This is a genomic window from Nocardioides sp. (assembly GCF_035429765.1).
In the GTDB taxonomy this organism is placed as follows: Bacteria; Actinomycetota; Actinomycetes; order Propionibacteriales; family Nocardioidaceae; genus Nocardioides.
Map to the genome: position 1 here is coordinate 1 of NZ_DAOMFK010000016.1, position 19,343 is coordinate 19,343.

Annotated in this window: 18 protein-coding genes; 10 read left to right on the top strand and 8 right to left on the bottom strand. The window is 72.8% G+C overall.

Annotated elements, in window-relative coordinates; genetic code table 11:
* Window positions 1-212: 212 nt before the first annotated feature.
* The 3 genes from PLP61_RS03165 to PLP61_RS03175 all read left to right on the top strand — a co-directional run bounded on the left by PLP61_RS03165 (window position 213) and on the right by PLP61_RS03175 (window position 6,578).
* Window positions 213-1,190 (top strand): alpha/beta hydrolase, encoded by a 978-nt coding sequence (locus PLP61_RS03165; protein ID WP_324500288.1) that lies wholly within the window; start codon window positions 213-215, stop codon window positions 1,188-1,190.
* Between the two features lie 9 nt (window positions 1,191-1,199).
* Window positions 1,200-1,877: a histidine phosphatase family protein gene (locus PLP61_RS03170; RefSeq protein ID WP_324500289.1), complete on the top strand. Its 678-nt coding sequence runs from the start codon at window positions 1,200-1,202 to the stop codon at window positions 1,875-1,877.
* 96 nt (window positions 1,878-1,973) lie between these two features.
* Entirely contained in the window at window positions 1,974-6,578 is a 4,605-nt protein-coding gene (locus PLP61_RS03175) for an NHL repeat-containing protein (protein WP_324500290.1), read from the top strand.
* A 15-nt stretch (window positions 6,579-6,593) separates the two neighbouring features.
* Here PLP61_RS03175 and PLP61_RS03180 read toward each other — a convergent pair whose 3' ends face one another.
* From PLP61_RS03180 to PLP61_RS03195, 4 genes are all read right to left on the bottom strand, one after another.
* Window positions 6,594-7,790, bottom strand: a complete 1,197-nt coding sequence (locus PLP61_RS03180; RefSeq protein ID WP_324500291.1) for a glycine C-acetyltransferase — start codon at window positions 7,788-7,790, stop codon at window positions 6,594-6,596.
* 20 nt (window positions 7,791-7,810) lie between these two features.
* On the bottom strand, window positions 7,811-8,848 hold the full coding sequence (gene tdh, locus PLP61_RS03185; RefSeq protein WP_324500292.1) for an L-threonine 3-dehydrogenase: 1,038 nt from the start codon (window positions 8,846-8,848) through the stop codon (window positions 7,811-7,813).
* Window positions 8,849-8,937: 89 nt separating this feature from the next.
* Entirely contained in the window at window positions 8,938-9,102 is a 165-nt protein-coding gene (locus PLP61_RS03190) for a DUF8730 family Cys-rich protein (RefSeq protein ID WP_324500293.1), read from the bottom strand.
* Between the two features lie 52 nt (window positions 9,103-9,154).
* Window positions 9,155-9,478 (bottom strand): rhodanese-like domain-containing protein, encoded by a 324-nt coding sequence (locus PLP61_RS03195; protein ID WP_324500294.1) that lies wholly within the window; start codon window positions 9,476-9,478, stop codon window positions 9,155-9,157.
* A 105-nt stretch (window positions 9,479-9,583) separates the two neighbouring features.
* On the opposite strand from PLP61_RS03195, the gene trxA reads away from it, so the two are divergent.
* Entirely contained in the window at window positions 9,584-9,946 is a 363-nt protein-coding gene (gene trxA / locus PLP61_RS03200) for a thioredoxin (protein WP_324500295.1), read from the top strand.
* Complete coding sequence (locus tag PLP61_RS03205) at window positions 9,946-10,206, top strand: metal-sensitive transcriptional regulator (protein WP_324500296.1); 261 nt, start codon at window positions 9,946-9,948, stop codon at window positions 10,204-10,206. Before trxA ends, PLP61_RS03205 begins: the two co-directional genes overlap by 1 nt.
* A gap of 12 nt (window positions 10,207-10,218) precedes the next feature.
* Here PLP61_RS03205 and PLP61_RS03210 read toward each other — a convergent pair whose 3' ends face one another.
* The 3 genes from PLP61_RS03210 to PLP61_RS03220 all read right to left on the bottom strand — a co-directional run bounded on the left by PLP61_RS03210 (window position 10,219) and on the right by PLP61_RS03220 (window position 12,305).
* On the bottom strand, window positions 10,219-10,593 hold the full coding sequence (locus PLP61_RS03210; protein ID WP_324500297.1) for a VOC family protein: 375 nt from the start codon (window positions 10,591-10,593) through the stop codon (window positions 10,219-10,221).
* Between the two features lie 48 nt (window positions 10,594-10,641).
* Window positions 10,642-11,559, bottom strand: a complete 918-nt coding sequence (locus PLP61_RS03215; RefSeq protein WP_324500298.1) for a GNAT family N-acetyltransferase — start codon at window positions 11,557-11,559, stop codon at window positions 10,642-10,644.
* Window positions 11,560-11,705: 146 nt separating this feature from the next.
* The gene (locus PLP61_RS03220) at window positions 11,706-12,305 is read right to left on the bottom strand and encodes a YceI family protein (protein WP_324500299.1); all 600 of its coding nucleotides are present in this window, start codon (window positions 12,303-12,305) and stop codon (window positions 11,706-11,708) included.
* A gap of 151 nt (window positions 12,306-12,456) precedes the next feature.
* On the opposite strand from PLP61_RS03220, the gene argG reads away from it, so the two are divergent.
* Window positions 12,457-13,878 carry an argininosuccinate synthase gene (gene argG / locus PLP61_RS03225; protein ID WP_324500300.1) on the top strand — a complete coding sequence of 474 codons (1,422 nt, stop codon included), beginning with the start codon at window positions 12,457-12,459 and terminating at the stop codon, window positions 13,876-13,878.
* A 26-nt stretch (window positions 13,879-13,904) separates the two neighbouring features.
* On the opposite strand, the gene PLP61_RS03230 is transcribed toward argG, so the two are convergent.
* Window positions 13,905-14,246 carry a hypothetical protein gene (locus PLP61_RS03230; RefSeq protein WP_324500302.1) on the bottom strand — a complete coding sequence of 114 codons (342 nt, stop codon included), beginning with the start codon at window positions 14,244-14,246 and terminating at the stop codon, window positions 13,905-13,907.
* A 129-nt stretch (window positions 14,247-14,375) separates the two neighbouring features.
* Here PLP61_RS03230 and PLP61_RS03235 point away from each other — a divergent pair, with 129 nt between their 5' ends.
* From PLP61_RS03235 to PLP61_RS03250, 4 genes are all read left to right on the top strand, one after another.
* The gene (locus PLP61_RS03235) at window positions 14,376-14,786 is read left to right on the top strand and encodes a DUF5709 domain-containing protein (protein WP_324500305.1); all 411 of its coding nucleotides are present in this window, start codon (window positions 14,376-14,378) and stop codon (window positions 14,784-14,786) included.
* Window positions 14,787-14,792: 6 nt separating this feature from the next.
* The gene (locus PLP61_RS03240) at window positions 14,793-15,866 is read left to right on the top strand and encodes a potassium channel family protein (protein ID WP_324500307.1); all 1,074 of its coding nucleotides are present in this window, start codon (window positions 14,793-14,795) and stop codon (window positions 15,864-15,866) included.
* A gap of 34 nt (window positions 15,867-15,900) precedes the next feature.
* The gene (locus PLP61_RS03245; RefSeq protein ID WP_324500310.1) at window positions 15,901-17,814 is read left to right on the top strand and encodes a penicillin-binding transpeptidase domain-containing protein; all 1,914 of its coding nucleotides are present in this window, start codon (window positions 15,901-15,903) and stop codon (window positions 17,812-17,814) included.
* Between the two features lie 62 nt (window positions 17,815-17,876).
* Entirely contained in the window at window positions 17,877-19,343 is a 1,467-nt protein-coding gene (locus PLP61_RS03250; RefSeq protein ID WP_324500312.1) for a WS/DGAT domain-containing protein, read from the top strand.

Consider the following 19,343-nt stretch of genomic DNA (forward strand, 5'->3'; position numbering starts at 1 on the left):
CGCGGATCGCCGACGTGACCCACGGGGCGGCGGCCGTCGCGGTGGGCACGGCCGCGGCCGCCACCGGGGGCGGCGTCCTCGTCGTGGTGCTCACCGTGCTCGCCGCGTTGGCCGTCCCGGCCTTCGTGCGCTACCGGGTGGTGCGTGCCGGCTGACCTGGAGCCGTCCGGGCCGGGGCCGTCCGGGCCGGGGCCGTCCGGGATCATGGGGGTATGACCTCCCGGCTCCCCCTCGGCGTGCATGCCGTCGACCGGCTGATGAAGGCGAACCCGGCCCTCTCGGTGGCGAACATGACCGCCGAGCAGCTGGCCCGCGTCCAGGCCACGGTGATCCCCGACGGTGGCCTGGCCAGCCTGGTGCTCGGGCGTCTCCAGCGCGGCGTGTCGGTCGAGACCACGGCGTACGACGCCCCGCACGGCCCGGTGCCGCTGCGCGTCTACACGCCCACCCGCCGGGGTGGGCCGCGGCCGGTGGTGCTGAACATCCACGGCGGCGGCTTCGCCCTGGGCAGCGCCCGGCAGTGCGACTGGAGCAGCAGCGTGGTCGCCCGCGACCTCGACGCCGTGGTGGTGTCCGTCGACTACCGGCTGGCGCCGACCCACCGGTTCCCCGCCGCCGTCGAGGACTGCTACGGCGCCCTGCTGTGGGTCCACGAGCACGCGTCCCGGCTCGGCGGCGACCCGTCGCGGATCGGCGTGATGGGGGACAGCGCCGGCGGGAACCTCGCGGCGGTGGTCGCGATCATGGTGCGCGAGCAGGGCGGCCCGGTCCTCAGGCACCAGGCCCTGCTCTACCCCGCGACGGATCTCACCGACGAGATCCGGGAGACGCCGGCCTACCGCAGGAACGACCACGGGATCGTGCTCTCCCACGCCGACCTCGACGTGTTCCACCGCCACTACGTCACCGACGACCTCGACCCCTACGACTGGCGCCTCTCCCCGCTGCGCGCCCCGGACCTGACCGGTCTGCCGCCGGCCGTGGTCGTCGTCGCGGGCCTCGACCCGCTGCACGACGCCGGCGTGCAGTACGCCGAGGCGCTGGCGGCTGCGGGGGTACCGGTGGTCGTCGAGGACTTCCACCGGATGCCGCACGGGTTCCTGAGCTTCCCCTACCTGAGCAGGAGTGCCCGGCCGGCCATGGCGGCCGTCGTCCGCTCCCAGCGGGCAGCTCTCGGCAGCGGCTTCTAGGATCGGACCATGCGTCTGTTCCTCGTCCGGCACGCCCAGACCCCCTCGAACGTCGTGGGGGCGCTGGACACCGCGGCTCCCGGCGCCGGCCTCACCGAGCTCGGACGGCGCCAGGCGGCTGCGGCCGGGGCGGTCCTGTCCGAGCGGGGGGTCCAGCATGTGCACGCCTCCCCGCTGGTGCGCACCCAGCAGACCGCGGAGCCGCTGGCCACCACGCTCGGACGGCCCTCGGCCGTGCACGACGGGCTGGCCGAGATCGGAGCCGGCGACCTGGAGATGCGCACCGACCCGGAGGCGCTGCGGGCCTACGGCACAGCGGTCCTCGGCTGGTTGGCAGGCGACCTGGACGTCCGCGTGGGCGGCGGCGGCAACGGTCACGAGTTCCTCGAGCGGTACGACGCGGCGGTCCTCGCGATCGCCGAGGCAGCGGCGGGTGCGACCGCTGCGGCGTTCAGCCACGGTGCCGCCATCCGGACCTGGGTCGCCCTGCGGGTGGTCAACCCCGAGGACCTGCTGCGCCTGGCCGGCACTGCCGGACCCGGGGCCGGGCTGCGCAACACCGGCTGCATCGTGCTCGACGGCGACCCCGAGCGCGGGTGGCGTGCCGTCGCCTGGGAGAACGTGCCGCTGGGCGGCGCCGAGCTGGACACCCCGGACCCCTTCGACACCGCGGCGGCACCGGCCTAGTCCGGCGGCGCTCGACCTGCTGGTCCGGTGGCCTGGTCGCGTAGAGTCCCGCCCGGGGGCCTCCGGCCGAGGCCCGGCGGTCACGTTCATGGGGGAGTGGCGCAGGTGGGAACCAGGGCCAGGGTCGTGCTCGCGTTGGCGGGCCAGCTCGCACTGCTGGTCGTGCTGGCTCAGCCGGCACCCGTCCACGCGGACCCGGACTCACGCCCCGGCACCGTCGCCGAGCGGCCGCGGGACGCGGGCGTCCACGTCGCCGACGGCGAGGTCCGCACCGTGGCCCAGGTGGGCGACTCGGTCGTGCTCGGGGGCACCTTCACCACGGTGGGTCCGGTCACGCGGGGTGCGGTCGGGGTGGTCGACACCACCCAGAAGTCGTTCCGGCCGGGCTTCCCCGACGTGGTCGGCGTGGTCCGCGCCGCGGTCGCCGACGGCGCCGGCGGCTGGTACCTCGGGGGCTCGTTCACCACAGTCGGGGGCCAGGACCGCACGAACCTGGCCCAGGTGACCGCCGACGGCCAGGTCACCTCCTTCGACCCCGCCCCGAACGGGCCCGTCCACGACCTGGCCACCACGCCCGGCGGCGGACTGGTGGTGGGCGGCGGGTTCTCCTCGGTCGCCGGCGGCGGTGCGAACGGGGTGGCCTCGCTGACCGCGGCCGGCGCGCTGCGCTGGGGTGGCACGGTGACCGGCGGCCCGGTCCGCGCGCTCGCGCTCTCCGAGGACCGCACGCGGGTCTTCGTCGGCGGTGAGTTCTCCCAGGTCGGCGGCGTGCTCACCCGTCGCCTTGCCGCCCTGGACCTGGCCACCGGAGCCCGTGACGCCGGCTTCGCCGTCGGCGTACCCAACCAGCCGGTGTACGACCTCGAGGTCCGCCCCGGGGGCAGCCTGCTGCTGGGCGGCGCCTTCACCGCCGTCGGCGGGGTGGCCCGGGTGCGACTGGCCGAGGTCGACGCCACCAGCGGCGTGCTGGGACAGCTCAACGTCGCGGTCAACAACACCGTCAACGACCTCGAGCTCGACGACGCCGCGGGCGTGGTCTACCTCGGCGGGGCGTTCGGCCAGGTGGGTGGCGTGACCCGCAACCGGGTGGCCGGCGTCTCGCTCACCGGCCCGGGCGGGGTCACCCCGCTGTCGGTGCCCGGGCTCACCGGCACCGTGGCTGCCCTGGCCCTGGACGGTGCCGGCGGGCTCTACCTCGGCGGGTCCTTCCAGGTCACCCCCGAGAAGGACAACCCGGCGGTGCTGGCCAAGGTCGCGCTCGCCTCGAGCACGGTCTCGGCCGTGGTGCCCTACTACCAGACCCCCCGATCCCTCGCCCGGCCCCCGCAGAGCGGGGTCAGTGGCGCGCTGGCCCTCGTGCGCCGCGGCGCGGACCTGCTGGTCGGAGGCGACTTCTCCGACTACGGCGCCACCACGCGCAACGGGCTGGCGGCCTACGACCTGGCCACCGGGGCGCTGCGCGCCGACTTCGACCCCGCCCCCAACGGCCAGGTCAACGTGGTCAAGCCGTCGGCGAGCTCCACGGCCGTCTTCGTCGGCGGCGAGTTCACCACGATCGCCGGCGAGGCCCACAGCCGGATCGCCAAGCTGGACGTCGCCACCGGCCGCAACGTCCCCGGCTTCACCGCCTCCGCGAGCTCCTACGTCAAGGACCTGGCCGTGCGCACGGACGGTCGGACCGTCTACGTCGGCGGCAACTTCGACAGCGTCAACGGCGCCCCGGCGAGCCGGCTGGTCGCCCTGGACGCGACCACCGGCGCGACCCTCCCCGGCTTCAGCATGCCGCTCACCGCCCCCACCAACGACAACACCGAGGGTGGGCTCCGCGCGATGGCGCTGTCCGCGGACGAGAGCCGGCTGATGGTGATCGGCAACTTCCGCCGGGCCGCCGGCGAGGACCGTCCCCTGGTGGCCCAGATCGACGTGTCGGGCCCGGTGGCGACCCTCACCCCCTGGCGCACCGACCTCTACGACCAGCCCTGCGCCCGCAGCGGCAAGGTCGGCTTCATGAGGGACGTGGACATCTCCCCCGACGGCGAGACGGTGTACGTCGTGAGCGCCGGCCACTTCTACTACCCGGCCTGCGACTCGCTCAACGCGTTCCCGATGGCGCCGGCCGCCCAGGTGGAGCCGCTGTGGACCGACAAGGTGGGCGACACCATGGAGGCCGTCGCCGCGGACCGGGACGCGGTCTACCTCAGCGGCCACTTCCGCTACCTGGAGACCGAGACCCGCACCCAGCCCCGTTTCCAGATCGCCGCCGTGGACCCCGACACCGGGGAGGGGCTGAGCTGGAGCCCCGACGCGGGCGGCTTCCGCGGCGTGCTCGCTCTGGAGCTGAGCCCGGCCGGCCTCCTGGCGGGCAGTGACGGGGACGCCTTCGGGGTGGTCAACCACGGCCGCAACGCCTTCTGGCCCAACCCGAGCCCTGGCATCGAGGTGCGTAGCGCGCCCAGCCGGCCGTGGGTGCTCGCCCCTTCGGGCACGGTCACGACCCGGGTCCGCGTGCAGAACACGTTCGTCGACCGGAGCGTCACGCTGACCGCGCTCAGCGACTCCCGCCGCGGCGACCTGGACGGGTCGGGCGGCTGCACGCTGCCGCAGACGCTCCAGGCCGGTGAGGTGTACTCCTGCACGACTGCTCCCGAGGTGGTCGGGGGGACCGCCCCCACCGAGGTGAGCAGCACGGTCACCGCCACCGCCGACGCGGGAGGCGCCACCGTCACCGACACCGACACCGCGGTGGTGGAGGTCATCGCCGCCGCCCCGGTCTTCCGGCTGCGGACCGTCGTCGGGCCCGGTCAGGTCGCCTACCCGGGCGGCACCGTCCGGTTCGGCGTCACGCTGATGAACCTCGACCTCGAGCGGCAGGCCACCGTCACGGGTCTGACCAGCCCGGCCTTCGGCGACCTCTCCAGCGAGTGCGGACTGCCCCGGGTCGTGGGCCCCAACCGGCTGTGGTCGTGCCACGTCGACCGTGACGTCTCCGGGTCGGTCGGATCCAAGCCGGCGTACGCCTTCACCGCCACCGCGAGCTACCCCGGGGAGACGCTCACGTCCACGTCCTCCCAGACGGTGACCATCAACCCTCCTGTCGGCGGCACCAAGGTGCTCGCGGTGGTGGCCAACCCGGCGGCCCCGAGCGCCACGGACCGTCAGGTCACCGACCGGCTGGAGGACGACTTCACCGTCACCTACATCGACGACAACACCGTCCAGCCCGCCGACGTCTCAGCGGACTACTCCTACGTCGCGCTCTACCCCAGCGTCGCGGAGGCCAAGCTCGGCAACCGCCTGCGCGGCCTGGACCGGCCGGTTCTGGTGCTGCACCACCGCACGCTCGACGAGATGGGGATGACCGCGGTGGGCGCGAACGGCGCCTCCTCGGCGACCCAGGTGGTGGTCCAGCGCCCCATGCACCCGCTCTCGACCACGCTGTCCGGGACGGTCACCGTCAACCGGGCGGCGAAGAACATCGGCTACGGGCGTCCGACCGGCTCAGCGCGCGTCGTCGCGGCGCTCCCGGGCGGGGACCCCACCGAGTTCGTCTACGACACCGGGGACCCGATGACCGTCGGCACGGCGCCCGCCTGCCGGGTGTTCGTGGGCGCCAACAACACCAGCAAGTACAACCCGACCGCCTGGTCGCTGCTGAGGAGGGCGGCGGCCTACACCGCCCAGGACTGCGGCCGGAACATGCTGTGGACTGCTGCCGGCAACGGCACGGCGGTCTACCCCGGCGACGGCAACCAGGCGGCGACCGTCGGCTTCAGTGTGCCGTGGGGCCTGGCCATCGACGCCCAGGGGCGTGTCTACGTGGCCGACGCGGGGACGCACACCGTGCGCCGCATCGGCACGGGCGGCCTGGTCACCACGTTCGCCGGCACCGGAACGGCCGGCAGCACCGGCGACGGCGGGCTCGCCACCAGCGCCCGGTTGAACTCCCCGACCCGGTTGACCTTCGACGACGCGGGCAACCTCTACATCGCCGACTCCGGCAACCACCGGATCCGCAAGGTGACCCCGGCCGGCCTCATCTCCACCGTGGCCGGTACGGGCACCGCCGGCAGCACCGGCGACGGCGGACCCGCGACCAGCGCCCGGCTGCGCAACCCCTACGACGTCGCGTTCGGGCCGGACGGCAGCCTCTACATCGCCGACCGTGGCAACCACCGCATCCGCAGGGTCGACCCGGCCGGCACCATCACCACCGTGGCCGGCACCGGAACCGCTGGCTACAACGGCGACGACATCCCGGCCACCACGGCACGTCTGAACAGCCCCTACAGCGTCGACGTGGACGCGGAGGGCACCGTCTACATCGCCGACTACGACAACGAGCGGGTGCGGGTGGTTGACGCCAACGGCGTCATCCGCACCTTCGCCGGCACCGGGGTGGCCAGCATCGACGGCGACGGGGGCCCGGCCACCGAGGCGGGGCTGCACAAGCCGCAGTACGTCCAGGTGACCCCGGCCGGGGACGTCTACATCAGCGAGTCCAACAACAACCGGGTCCGGCTGGTGCACGACGGCACCATCGACACCCTGGCCGGCAGCGGCCAGTTCGGGTACGTCGGCGACGGCGGCTTCCCGCTCTTCTCCACCTGGAGCAGGCCGTCGGCGACCGTGCTCGACGCCCAGGGCGACCTGTGGGTCGCCGACCGGGGCAACCGCCGGGTCCGGGTGATCAACGCCAGCTGAGCCGCGCGGCGCCGCTCAGCCGGCGGCGAGGACGCTCGAGCGCGCCGAGACGAACGCCGCCACGCAGCGGCGGACGTCGGCCTCGGAGTGGGCCGCCGACAGCTGGACGCGGATCCGCGCCTGGCCGCGGGGGACCACCGGGTAGGAGAAGGCGATCACGTAGACCCCGTCGGCCAGCATCCGGTCGGCCACCTGGGTGGCCAGCCGGGCGCCGTCCTCGCCGGGGAACATCACCGGCGTGATCGGGTGCTCACCGGGGACCAGGTCGAACCCCGCCTCGGTCATCAGCTGCCGGAACAGGACGGTGTTGGCCGCCAGCCTCGCCCGCGCCTCGTCCTGCCCGGCCGCGAGCTCGAGCGCCTTGAGGGACCCGGCGGCGACCGACGGCGCGACCGCGTTGGAGAACAGGTAGGGACGCGCCCGCTGCCGGAGCAGGGCGACGATCTCGGCGTGGCCGCTCACGTAGCCACCCGACGCGCCCCCCAGGGCCTTGCCCAGGGTGCCGGTGAGGATGTCCACGCGGTCGGAGACCCCGAAGTGCTCGGGCGTGCCCCGTCCGTGCGGGCCGACGAAGCCGACGGCGTGGGAGTCGTCGACCAGCACCAGCGCGTCGTACCTCTCGGCCAGGTCGCAGATCCGGTCCAGCGGGGCGAGGTGCCCGTCCATCGAGAACACCCCGTCGGTGACGATGCAGCGCGTCCTGGCGTCCCCGGCCGCCACCAGCTGGGCCTCCAGGTCGGCCATGTCGCCGTTGCGGTAGCGGTAGCGCGCTGCCTTGCACAGCCGGATGCCGTCGATCAGCGAGGCGTGGTTGAGGGCGTCGGAGATGACCGCGTCCTGCTCGTCGAAGAGCACCTCGAAGACCCCGCCGTTGGCGTCGAAGCACGACGAGAACAGGATCGTGTCCTCGGTGCCGAGGAAGTCCGAGAGCGCGCGCTCGAGCCGCGTGTGCAGCTCCTGGGTGCCGCAGATGAAGCGGACGCTGGCCATGCCGAACCCCCACTCCTGCAGGGCCTGCGCCGCCGCGGCCACGACCTCCGGATGGTCGGCCAGGCCGAGGTAGTTGTTGGCGCAGAAGTTCAGCGCGTCCCCGGACACCGTGGTGATGTGGGCCGCCTGGGGCGAGGTCAGCTCTCGCTCGTGCTTGGTCAGGCCGGCGGACTCGATGTCGGCCAGCGTCGCCTGGAGCCGGGCCTGCAGCTCGCCGTACATGGGCATCTCCTTCGCGATGGTCAGGTCCAGTCGAGGATCACCTTGCCGCAGTGGCCCGACCCGATGGCCTCGAACGCCTCCGGCCACCGCTCGGCAGGCAGCCGGTGGGTGACCACCGAGTGCAGGGCCTCACGCAGCGGGGCCGAGGTCTGCAGCATCGCGCTCATGGCGTACCAGGTGTCGAACATCTCCCGGCCGTAGATGCCCTTGATGGTGATCATGTGGGTGATGACCCGGCTCCAGTCGATCGGGTACGGGTCGTGCGGCAGACCCAGCATCGCGACCCGGCCACCGTGGTTCATCGTGGCCAGCATCTCGGCGACCGCGCTCGGCGCCCCCGACATCTCCAGCCCGATGTCGAAGCCCTCCTTCATGCCCAGCTCGGCCATCGCCCCGCGCAGGTCGTGGGTCGCCGGGTTGAGCACCAGGTCGGCGCCGGCCGCCTTGGCCAGCTCCAGCCGGAACTCGCTGAGGTCGGTGACCACGATGTACCGGGCGCCCACGTGCCGGGTGATCGCGGTCGCCATCACCCCGATCGGCCCCGCGCCGGTGATCAGCACGTCCTCCCCGGCGATCGGGAAGGACAAGGCGGTGTGGGTCGCGTTGCCGAAGGGGTCGAACAGCGCACCCAGCTCGGGGTCGAGATCGTCGGGATGGACCCACACGTTGCCGGCCGGGATCACGACGTAGTCGGCGAAGGCCCCGTCCCGGTTCACACCGAGGCCGATGGTGTGGATGCACAGGTGGCGGCGACCGGCGCGACAGTTGCGGCAGGTGCCGCACACGATGTGGCCCTCTCCGGAGACGCGCTGGCCCTCCCGCACGTGCGTGACGTCGGCGCCCGTCGCGACGACCTCGCCGAAGAACTCGTGACCGATCGTCATCGGCGGGCGCACCACGGAGGCGGCCCAGTCGTCCCACTCGAACAGGTGCAGGTCGGTGCCGCACAGCCCGGTGCGCAGCACCCGGATCTTGACCTCGCCCGGGCCCGGCTCCGGCTCGGGAACCTCCAGCAGCTCCAGACCGGCCGCCGCAGACGTCTTCACCAGTGCCCGCATGCCCGCTCCTCCCAGGTCGCTCCCACTGTAGGGGCAGCGGTGGGGGCGCCGGCACCGGACGGGCCGGCCCCGCCTTCGGGGAAGGGGTCTCAGCCGCGGGCGAAGAGGCGGCTCATCCAGCCCGAGCCGGGCTCCTTGGGGTGGCCGACGCAGCGGTCGGCCTTCGGCACGCGGGACATCACCTGGTTCACGTGGTTGCCGCAGCCGGCCCACGTGGTCTTGCCGCACTTGCGGCAGCGAACGGCTCGGCACATGGCGGGGCTCCTTGTCTGGGGCAGTCTGGTGAGGTGTGGGGCTGGGGGTGGGTCAGTGGGAGACCGGCAGGCCGGTCTCGACCGGACGTCCCGACCGGATCCAGGCCTGGGTGCCGCCCAGCACGTTCCAGGCGTCGTACCCGGCCTGGCAGAGGGCGTCGGTGATCGCGCGGCTGCGGTTGCCGGTCGCGCAGATGACGAGCAGGCGCTTGTCGGCGTCCAGCTCGCCGAGTCGGGCACCGATCTGGCTCATCGGGAGCAGGACGGCGCCGGGCACGTGACCCTGGACGTACTCCACGGGCTCCCGGATGTCCAGGACCACCACACTGTCGTCGGCCTGGGAGGCGGCGAACTCGTCGAGGTCGATGTCGGGCATGCGAGAGTCTCCTGACGTGGCGGGGAATACCTCTGGGGGTATGGGTGTTGGCGAGACTAACACCCCCTGGGGTATCCTTCCAAACACGCAACGAAAGGGCAGGGCATGGCCGCCACCGCACTCGGACAGCACAACTTCGAGACCACCATCACCGACAACCAGATCGTCCTGGTCGACTTCTGGGCGTCCTGGTGCGGCCCGTGCCGCATGTTCGCGCCGATCTACGAGAAGGCCTCGGAGGAGCACCCCGACATCGTCTTCGGCTCGGTAAACACCGAGGAGGAGCAGGCACTCTCGGCCGCGGCCGGGATCAGCTCGATCCCCACGCTGATGGCTTTCAAGGACGGTTCGCTGGTCTTCGCCCAGGCCGGTGCCCTGCCGGCCCCCGCGCTGAGCGAGCTGATCGGCGCGGTGCGCGCCCTGGACATCGAGGCCGCGCGGGCCGAGGCCGCCGCCAAGGAGGCGTGATGGACCTGGATCCCGGCGAGATGACCCACGTGATCAACCGCATCAAGCGCGCCCAGGGCCAGCTCGGGGGCGTGGTGCGGATGCTGGAGGAGGGCCGCGACTGCGAGGCCGTGGTCACCCAGCTGGCCGCCGTCTCCAAGGCCCTCGACAAGGCCGGCTTCGCGATCGTGGCCTCCGGGATCCAGCAGTGCCTCACCAACCCCGACGACACCGGCGTGGACGTGAAGCGGATGGAGAAGCTCTTCCTCACCCTCGCCTGACGACCGGTTCCCTCAGCCCTCGAACAGGCAGAACGGGTGACCGACGGGGTCGATCATCACCCGGACGTCGTCCTGGGGCTGGTACGCCGCCACCGTGGCGCCCAGCTCCTCGGCGCGGCTGACCGCCGCCGTCAGGTCGCTGACGGCGATGTCGAGGTGCAGCTGCATCTGCTGCTCCCCGACCTCGGTCGGCCACGAGGGGCGCGCGTGGTGCGGCTCCTTCTGGAAGGACAGCCCGGTCCCGCCCCCAGGTGGGCGCAGCACCACCCAGTCGTCGTCCTCCTCGACGCTCTCCCACCCGAGCAGGCCCCGGTAGAACGCCGCCAGACCGCGTGGGTCGGGGGTGCCGAGCACCGTGGAGGTCAGCCGCAGCGCGAGGTCGCTCATGCCTCCCACGATAGGAACCGGGTCAACCGCAGCCGGTGGTCGCGTTGGTCACAGGTCGATGGCGCGGTTGACCCACACCGAGGTGACCTCCATCCCGACCTTCTCGTACAGCGACAGCGCCCCGGTCCGCGAGTCGGTGGAGAGCGTGGACCGGCTGGCCCCGTGGGCGCGCGCCTGCGCGAAGGCGTCGACCAGCAGCACCTGGGCGAGCCCCTGGCCGCGCTGGTCGCGGCGGACCGCGAGCCGTGCCACGAAGCCCTCCTGCTGCTCCTCGCCCGCGAGCTGGACCAGCACCGTGCCCACCACCGCGCCGGTGGGGTCGGTGACCACGCGCAACGTCCAGGGCTCGAACCCCGGCCGCTCGACCACGCTCGCCACGAAGTCGGAGTAGCGCTCGCGGTCCCGCTGCGACCACTCCAGGAAGGCGTCCTCGATCACCGTGTGGACGGCGGGGTACTCCGCCGGCTCGGCCGCCCGCACGGCGTACCCCTCGGGCAGCGGGCGCTCCTGGATGGCGCGTCCGAGTGGGAGCTCCAGCACCCAGCTGGTCCACCGCACCCGGTAGCCGAGCGCCGTCAGGAGCCGGTCGCCGGGCGAGCCCTCCGGCACCGGCATCCCGATGACCGTCGAGCCGTGGCGGCGGGCGTTGTCCTGCATCCAGTGGGCCAGGAAGGTGCCGATGCCGCGCCCGCGGTACGCCGGGTCGACGGCGGCGTCGCCGCGGCCGTGCGCGCTGGTCTCGGCGTACCCGACCAGGTGGTCTCCGTCGAAGACGCCGATGGTCCGTGCGGACACGTCATGGCTCGGCCGACGCCAGTCGGCGACGATGTCGGCCTCCTCGATGACCACCTCGCCGACGTCGGCGAGCTCCTGGGCGGCCATCACGCGCGTGACGGCCGGCTCGTCACCGGGGGCCAGCGGACGGGTGGTGAGGTCTGCTGGGATCGCCAGCGCGGGGGTCTCCACGGGAGTCTGAGGGGTTTCCACGCGGGTCATTCAACCGCGCCGGCCCCCGCCCCCGCCTCCCAATAACCGACCCGTCGCTGTGTGCCCGGTCCTCCCCAGGGTGGGGGGGGCAAACAGCGACGGGTCGGCGGGAAAACTGCGACGGGTCAGGCGGCGGGGGTCTGGATCGCCGAGACGTCGAACTGCAGCTTGATCTTCTCCGACACCAGGACGCCGCCGGTCTCGAGCGCGGCGTTCCAGGTCAGGTTCCAGTCCTTGCGGTTGACGGTCGTCTCGCCCTCGAAGCCGACGCGCAGGTTGCCGAAGGGGTCGCGCGCCGAGCCGGTGGACTCGAACTCGATCGTGACCGGACGGGTGACGTCCTTGATGGTCAGGTCGCCGGTGATGGTCCAGTCGTTCCCCTCACGCGCGACGTCGGTGGACACGAAGGTCATCTCCGGGTAGCTCTCCACGTCGAAGAAGTCGGCGGAGCGCAGGTGGGCGTCGCGGTCGGCGACGCCGGTGTCCACGCTGGCGACCTGGATCGTCAGGCTCACGTGGGAGCGCGCCGGGTCGGCGGTGTCGATCCGGGCGGTGCCGGCGAACTGGGTGAACTGGCCGCGCACGGTGGTGACCATGGCGTGCCGGGCGGAGAAGCCGAGCCGGGTGTGGGTGGGGTCGACGGTGTACTCGCCCGAGATGTCGTCGAGGACGGCGGTGGGGGCGTCGAAGGCCTCCGGGGCGGACTTGCGGGAGAAGATGCTCATCAGGACTCCTGGGTGGGCGGTTCAGTTGAAGTTTCAACCAGTCCAACCGCAGTCGGGCGCCGGTTTGTTCCCGGGCCCGAGTGTGTTCTGGATCACGCCCTCGTTCGGCCACTGATTTGCATGTCCATGCATGACCATGCATGATCATCCCATGTCCAAGGTGCTCACGTCCCTTCCTGTCGGCGAGCGGGTCGGCATCGCCTTCTCCGGCGGCCTCGACACCTCGGTGGCGGTGGCCTGGATGCGGGAGAAGGGTGCGGTGCCGTGCACCTACACCGCCGACATCGGTCAGTACGACGAGCCGGACATCGGGGGCGTCCCCGGGCGGGCCCAGGAGTACGGCGCGGAGGTCTCCCGGGCGGTGGACTGCAAGACCGCCCTGGTCGAGGAGGGGCTGGTGGCGATGGCGTGCGGCGCCTTCCACATCCGCTCCGGCGGCCGCGCCTACTTCAACACCACCCCGCTGGGCCGCGCGGTCACCGGGACCCTCCTCGTCCGCGCCATGCACGAGGACGGCGTCGACATCTGGGGGGACGGGTCGACCTTCAAGGGCAACGACATCGAGCGGTTCTACCGGTACGGCCTGCTCGCGAACCCCTCCCTGCGCATCTACAAGCCCTGGCTGGACGCCCGCTTCGTCCACGAGCTCGGCGGCCGGGCCGAGATGAGCCAGTGGCTCACCGAGCGGGACCTGCCCTACCGCGACAGCTCGGAGAAGGCCTACTCCACCGACGCCAACATCTGGGGCGCCACCCACGAGGCGAAGACCCTCGAGCACCTCGACGTGTCGCTGGAGACCGTGCAGCCGATCATGGGGGTGCGGTTCTGGGACCCCTCGGTGGCGATCGAGCCGGAGGACGTGTCGGTCCGCTTCGAGCGCGGCCGGCCCGTCGCGATCAACCACACGGAGTACGACGACCCGGTCGCGCTGGTGCACGCCGCCAACGCCGTCGGTGGCCGGCACGGGCTCGGGATGTCGGACCAGATCGAGAACCGCGTGATCGAGGCGAAGTCCCGCGGCATCTACGAGGCCCCCGGGATGGCGCTGCTGTGGATCGCCTACGAGCGGCTGCTCAACGCGATCCACAACGAGGACACCATCGCCAACTACCACGCGGAGGGGCGGCGGCTGGGCCGGCTCCTGTACGAGGGGCGCTGGCTGGACCCACAGGCGCTGATGCTGCGTGAGTCGCTCCAGCGGTGGGTGGCCTCGCTGGTCACCGGCGAGGTGGTGCTCCGGCTCCGCCGCGGGGAGGACTACACGATCCTGGCGACCAGCGGGTCACACTTCTCCTACCACCCCGACAAGCTCTCCATGGAGCGCACCGAGGACGCGGCGTTCGGCCCCACCGACCGGATCGGCCAGCTGACCATGCGCAACCTCGACATCGCCGACTCCCGCTCGAAGCTGGAGATCTACGCCGCCCAGAGCCGGCTGCTGGACAAGCAGGCCCACCTCGTCGGCGAGCTCGAGCCGGGGCGCGCGGACGCCATCACCAAGAACCCGGAGACCGTGGGCGGCACCAACGACCTGGCGCTGGACAACGCCGCGATGGAGTTCGGCGTGGACTGACGGCGTACGCCGCGCCTCGCCGCAGCTCAGCGGCGGATCGTGTCCGTGCCGTGCTCGGCCAGACGCCCGGACGCCTCGTTCAGCTGCTCCACCATCGTGTCGGCCACCGCCCGCACGGCCGCGGCGAAGACGTCGGCATCGCTGCCGGCGACGAGTCGCCGCAGCCCCGGGACCTGCAGCTCCAGCGTGGTCCGCATCCCCGGCTCGTCGCGGTTCTTGACCCGCAGCCACAGCTCGACGGCGGACGGGGGCCAGCTCGACAACCGCGACAGCAGGCGGGCGAGCATCTCCTCGACGACCGGTTCGTCGGACCGGCCGATGCCGGCGCCGAGGTGGATCCGGTCCCTCCAGGGGTGCTGGTCGGCCATGTCTGCCTCCGCTCACTGGGTCTGGTGCCGGTCTAGCACTCCTGCCGCCGCAGGCACAGGATGCACGAGACACCACCGGTGTGCACTCCGTCACCCACCGTCCGGGCCCTGGTGGAGGATGATGGACCCATGAGCGGCGCAGAAGAGTACGGCGAGTACAGCGTGGACGACGAGACCCAGCTGCAGCCCGAGGACACCCTCGACTTCCACGGGGTGGACGACGTCCTCGACGAGGGCATCGTCTCCCGCGAGGGCTGGTCCCCCGCGCAGGGGTTCGGCAACACCCTCGCCGAGGAGCACCAGGGCGAGACCCTCGAGCAGCGGCTCGCGCAGGAGGTCCCGGACTACGACCCGGACCACGACGAGTGGTCCGACGACGACCTGGAGGACGACCAGGTGGGCGACCGGCGCTCGGGGCGCCTGGTCGCCTCCGACGACGGTGACGACCGGTTCGTTCTCGACGTCGGCATCGACGGAGCCGGTGCCAGCGCCGAGGAGGCGGCGATGCACGTCATCGACGAGCCCGGGACCGGACTCTAGCGGCGGGTGCGCACCTTCCTGGGCCTGGACCAGTGGTCGAGGCGCCGTGAACGGGCGCGGCTCGACCCCTCGGCGGCCAGCCTGCGCCGGATGCGGGTGGCCCTGGTCGGGCTGGCCGTGGTCATCGGCCTGGGCACGCTCGGCTACATGCTGCTTCCGGTGACCGACGACGGCACCGGCTTCGGCCTCCTCGAGGCGCTCTACCAGACCGTCACCACGGTGGCCACCGTGGGCTTCCGCGAGGTGCACCCGCTCTCCGCGGCAGGGATGGTCTTCACGATGGGCCTGATCATCCTGGGCGCGGGCACCGTGCTCTACAACCTCGGCCTGCTGGTCGAGGCGGTCACCGAGGGGCACCTGCGTGTCCACCTGGAGAGGCGCCGCATGGACAACGACATCGACCAGCTGCACGGCCACGTCATCATCTGCGGCTTCGGTCGGGTGGGCCGCGCCGCCGCCGAGCACCTGACCGCGACCGGCAACACGGTGGTCGTGATCGACCGCGACGCGGGCCGGCTCGCCGGCCTGCAGGTCCCCTACCTGATCGGTGAGGCCACCGGCAACGAGATCCTCCTGGCCGCCGGCATCAGGCGGGCCCGGGCGCTGGTCGCCTCCTTGGACACCGACGCCGAGACCGTCTACCTCACCCTCTCTGCGCGAGCGCTGGCCCCCGACCTGGTGATCGTGGCCCGGGCCCGGACCGCGGACTCCAAGCAGAAGCTGGTGCTGGCAGGGGCCACCCGCGCGGTGAACCCGCAGATGATCGGCGGCCGGCGGCTCGCGGCGTTCGCGCTCCAGCCGGACGTCGCGGAGTTCCTCGACGTGGTCGTCCACGACGAGTCGCTGGACTTCCGGATCCAGCAGGTGCGGGTGGAGCAGGACTCGCCGTTCGTCGGGCACACCCTCGGGGAGCTCAGCCTGCCCGAGCGCACCGGGATCCAGCTGCTCGCGCTGCGGCCCGACCGGGGCCGGTTCACCGCCAACCCGCCGGCCACGACCACCGTGCTCGCCGGGTGCGTGCTCATCGCGCTGGGCACCCTGGAGGGCATCCAGGCGCTCGAGGGCCTGGCCCGGGGGTGATGCGGCTGTCGGTGGCCCGTGGTACCAACGACGCATGCGCCCCGCTCTCGCCACCGTCCGCCGGGTCGGCGCGCGGCTGGCCGCGGCCACCGTGGTGCTGGGGCTGCTGACCGGCTGCCAGCTCGTCGGCGGGGACGGCCCGCCCGATCCCGCGTCCACCGCCGGCGCACTGGTGCAGGGCCTGGCGTCCGGCGAGGTGTCCCAGGTGGCCTGGGCGGAACCGGCCGCCGAGCAGTACGCCGCGGTGGTGGACGGCATGGGCGAGGTGCTTCCCACGGTGACGCTCGCCGGGGTCGAGGAGCAGGACGCCACGGACACGCGTCCGGCCTCGGCCACCGCGACGCTCGCCTGGTCCTGGCCGCTCCCCGGCGGTGAGTGGACCTACCGCACCGAGGCTGCGCTGGAGCTGGCGGGAGACGACTGGCAGGTGGTCTGGGATCCGTCGCTGGTCGAGCCGTCGCTGGCCGAGGACGAGGTCCTGGACACCACCCCGATCGCGCCGCACCGAGGCGACCTCCTCGGAGCCGGTGGCGTCCCGCTCGTCACCGACCGCCCGGTGGTCCGGTTCGGCATCGACCGCACCCAGGTCCCGCCCGCCCGCGCCGGGGAGTCCGCCCGGGCGCTGGCCCGGCTGCTGGGCCTCGACGTGCCGGCGTACGTCGCTCGCGTCGAGGCCGCAGGCGACAAGGCCTTCGTCGAGGCACTCGTCGTCCGCCGCGGCCAGGTGCCGAGTCGCGTCGCGACGGGCGTCGCCGCCATCAGGGGCGCCCGAGCCCTCGACGGCGAGGCCGCCCTCGCCCCGACCAAGGACTTCGCGGTGCCGATCCTCGGCCGGGTGGGCCAGGTGACCGCCGAGATGATCGAGGAGGACCCGGAGCGCTACCGGCTCGGGGACGTCGCCGGACTGTCCGGTCTGCAGGCCCGCTACGACGACCAGCTGCGCGGCAGTCCCGGGGTGGTCGTGGACGCGCTCGCCCCCGACGGGACCGAGCGCGAGCTGTTCCGGGCCGACGCCACCGCCGGCACCCCGCTGCGCACCACCCTCGACCCCGGACTTCAGCTCCGGGCCGAGCGGCTGCTCGCCGACGTCCGCCCCGCCTCGGCCCTCGTCGCGCTGCGTCCCTCCACGGGCGCCCTGCTCGTCGCCGCGAACGGTCCGGGCAACGGCGGGGTCAACCTCGCCACCTACGGTCAGGCGGCGCCCGGCTCGACGTTCAAGACCGTGAGCGTGCTCGCCCTGCTGCGCGCCGGCCTGCGACCGGACTCGCCGGTGCCGTGCACCCGCTCGGTGGTCGTCGACGGCAAGGTGTTCGGCAACTACAGCGACTACCCGTCCGGCGGGCTCGGCGGGATCCCGCTGCGCAGCGCGCTGGCCAACTCCTGCAACACCGCCTTCGTCTCCCAGGCGGACCGGCTTCGGCCGGGTGACCTCGCGGCCGCGGCGGCATCGCTCGGGATGGGCATCGACCACGACCTCGGGTTCCCGGCGTACTTCGGACAGGTCCCGCGTGGCGCGGGGTCGGCCACCGAGGTGGCCGCGGACATGATCGGCCAGGGGGCGGTGCTGGCCTCGCCGCTGGTGATGGCCACGGCGGTCGCCTCGGTCCAGGCCGGCTGTACCGTGGTGCCGCACCTGCTCGTCGGGACCGACGAGGAGGTTCCCGCCGCGGCGGCGCCGTTGCAGGCGTCCGAGGTGGCCCAGCTGCGCAGCATGCTGCGCGGCGTGGTCACCGCCGGCACGGCCGCGCAGCTGGCCGACGTCCCCGGGCCGCCCGTGCTGGCCAAGACCGGCACGGCGGAGTTCGACCAGGGCGGTCGACGGCTCACGCACGCCTGGATGATCGCGGCCCAGGGCGACCTGGCGGTGGCGGTGTACGTCGACGTGGGGGAGTCCGGGTCCGGCACCGCCGGCCCGCTGCTGGAGGCGTTCCTGCGCTCGGCACGGTGACTCGCAGCACCTGGGGGGACCGTGGGCTGCCGCGGCGCCCCGCGGCGCGTTAGGTTTCCACTATGAGCACCGCCACCCGGGCACCCATCCCGGCTTCGGACCAGACCTGGCTGCACATGGACCGTCCGAACAACCTGATGCACGTGCACTCGCTGATGTGGTTCGACGGAGAGCCGGCCTGGGCCGACCTGCGCCGTACCGTGAAGGAACGCGTGGTCGACAAGTTCCCCGTCTTCACCCGCCGTGCGGTCGAGGTCGACGGGGAGTGGGCGTGGGAGGACGACCCCGAGTTCGACCTCCGGCACCACCTGCGCCGGGTCGACCTTCCCGCTCCGGGGGACGTGGAGGCCCTGCGCGCCTGGGCGGGCACGCAGTTCTCCCGCACCTTCGACCCGGAGCGCCCGCTGTGGGACATGGCCGTCATCCGGGGGGTCACCGGCCTGGAGGAGCAGCCGGTGACGGTGATCTTCTCGCGGTTCCACCACGCCCTGGCCGACGGCATCCGGCTGGTGCAGCTGATGCTGAGCATGTGCGACATGCACGACGAGGCGCCGGTGCTGCCGCCGGTGGTCGGCCGCGACGTCCGCACCGGCGTCGTGGCGGCCACGACCGGCGTCGTGAAGCATGCCGCCGGCGACGCCCTCGACATCGCCAAGGGGCTCACCTCGCGGGTGCTCCGGCTGCCCCTGGCGGTCACTCGGCTGCGGCCCTCCTCCCTGGAGCACGGCCTGGAGACCCTGGTCCACCCGGAGCGGATGATCGACGCGGTCTCGGCGCTGTCCTCCCTGAACAACCAGTCGGCCAACACCGTCACCGAGCTGACCCGGCTGATGGCGGCCGGCCGGAGTGTCGAGACCAGCTGGAGCGGTGTCCCCGGCGTCGCCAAGCGCGTCGACTGGGTCGTGGGCCTGGACCTGGACCGGATCAAGAAGTTCGGCAAGGAGTACCACGGCACCGTCAACGACGCGCTCCTCGCGGTCCTCTCGCGGGCGCTCACCCGCTACCTGGACGAGAAGGACGCGCTCGTCGACGAGATCCACTGGCTCGTGCCGGTGTCGTTGCTGCCGATGGACGAGAACCTCCCCGCCGAGCTCGGCAACCACTTCTCGCTCATCTTCATGTCCATGCCCTTGGGCATCGGGGACCCCCAGGAGCTGGTCCAGGCGATCCAGCAGCGGATGACGCGGCTGAAGGAGAGCGCCGAGCCGGTGGTCACCTTCGGGATCCAGTGGCTGCTCGCGGAGTCGCCGACCACCGTGGCGGTGTGGCTGACCAACTACTTCGCCAACAAGGGCGTCGGGGTGCTGACCAACGTGCCGGGCCCCCGCGCGAAGATGAGCTTCGCCGGCGTGCCGGTGGCCTGCAGCCTCGGCTGGGCCCCCACCAGCGGCGACCAGCCGATGAGCCTGTCGATCTTCAGCTACAACGGGCAGGTCAGCATCAGCATCGCCGCGGACGCCCACCTGGTGCCCGACCCCGAGCGGATCGCCGAGCTGGTCCGCGAGGAGTACGACGTGCTGATGGGCTGA

Coding starts and splice junctions, on each gene's coding strand:
- PLP61_RS03180 (WP_324500291.1), bottom strand. CDS start 7,790: ATGTACGGCGAGCTGCAGGCCCGGCTCCAGGCGACGCTGGCCGACATC.
- argG (WP_324500300.1), top strand. CDS start 12,457: ATGTCCAAGGTGCTCACGTCCCTTCCTGTCGGCGAGCGGGTCGGCATC.
- trxA (WP_324500295.1), top strand. CDS start 9,584: ATGGCCGCCACCGCACTCGGACAGCACAACTTCGAGACCACCATCACC.
- tdh (WP_324500292.1), bottom strand. CDS start 8,848: ATGCGGGCACTGGTGAAGACGTCTGCGGCGGCCGGTCTGGAGCTGCTG.
- PLP61_RS03195 (WP_324500294.1), bottom strand. CDS start 9,478: ATGCCCGACATCGACCTCGACGAGTTCGCCGCCTCCCAGGCCGACGAC.
- PLP61_RS03210 (WP_324500297.1), bottom strand. CDS start 10,593: ATGAGCGACCTCGCGCTGCGGCTGACCTCCACGGTGCTCGGCACCCCC.
- PLP61_RS03205 (WP_324500296.1), top strand. CDS start 9,946: ATGGACCTGGATCCCGGCGAGATGACCCACGTGATCAACCGCATCAAG.
- PLP61_RS03170 (WP_324500289.1), top strand. CDS start 1,200: ATGCGTCTGTTCCTCGTCCGGCACGCCCAGACCCCCTCGAACGTCGTG.
- PLP61_RS03250 (WP_324500312.1), top strand. CDS start 17,877: ATGAGCACCGCCACCCGGGCACCCATCCCGGCTTCGGACCAGACCTGG.
- PLP61_RS03220 (WP_324500299.1), bottom strand. CDS start 12,305: ATGAGCATCTTCTCCCGCAAGTCCGCCCCGGAGGCCTTCGACGCCCCC.
- PLP61_RS03230 (WP_324500302.1), bottom strand. CDS start 14,246: ATGGCCGACCAGCACCCCTGGAGGGACCGGATCCACCTCGGCGCCGGC.
- PLP61_RS03235 (WP_324500305.1), top strand. CDS start 14,376: ATGAGCGGCGCAGAAGAGTACGGCGAGTACAGCGTGGACGACGAGACC.
- PLP61_RS03165 (WP_324500288.1), top strand. CDS start 213: ATGACCTCCCGGCTCCCCCTCGGCGTGCATGCCGTCGACCGGCTGATG.
- PLP61_RS03245 (WP_324500310.1), top strand. CDS start 15,901: ATGCGCCCCGCTCTCGCCACCGTCCGCCGGGTCGGCGCGCGGCTGGCC.
- PLP61_RS03190 (WP_324500293.1), bottom strand. CDS start 9,102: ATGTGCCGAGCCGTTCGCTGCCGCAAGTGCGGCAAGACCACGTGGGCC.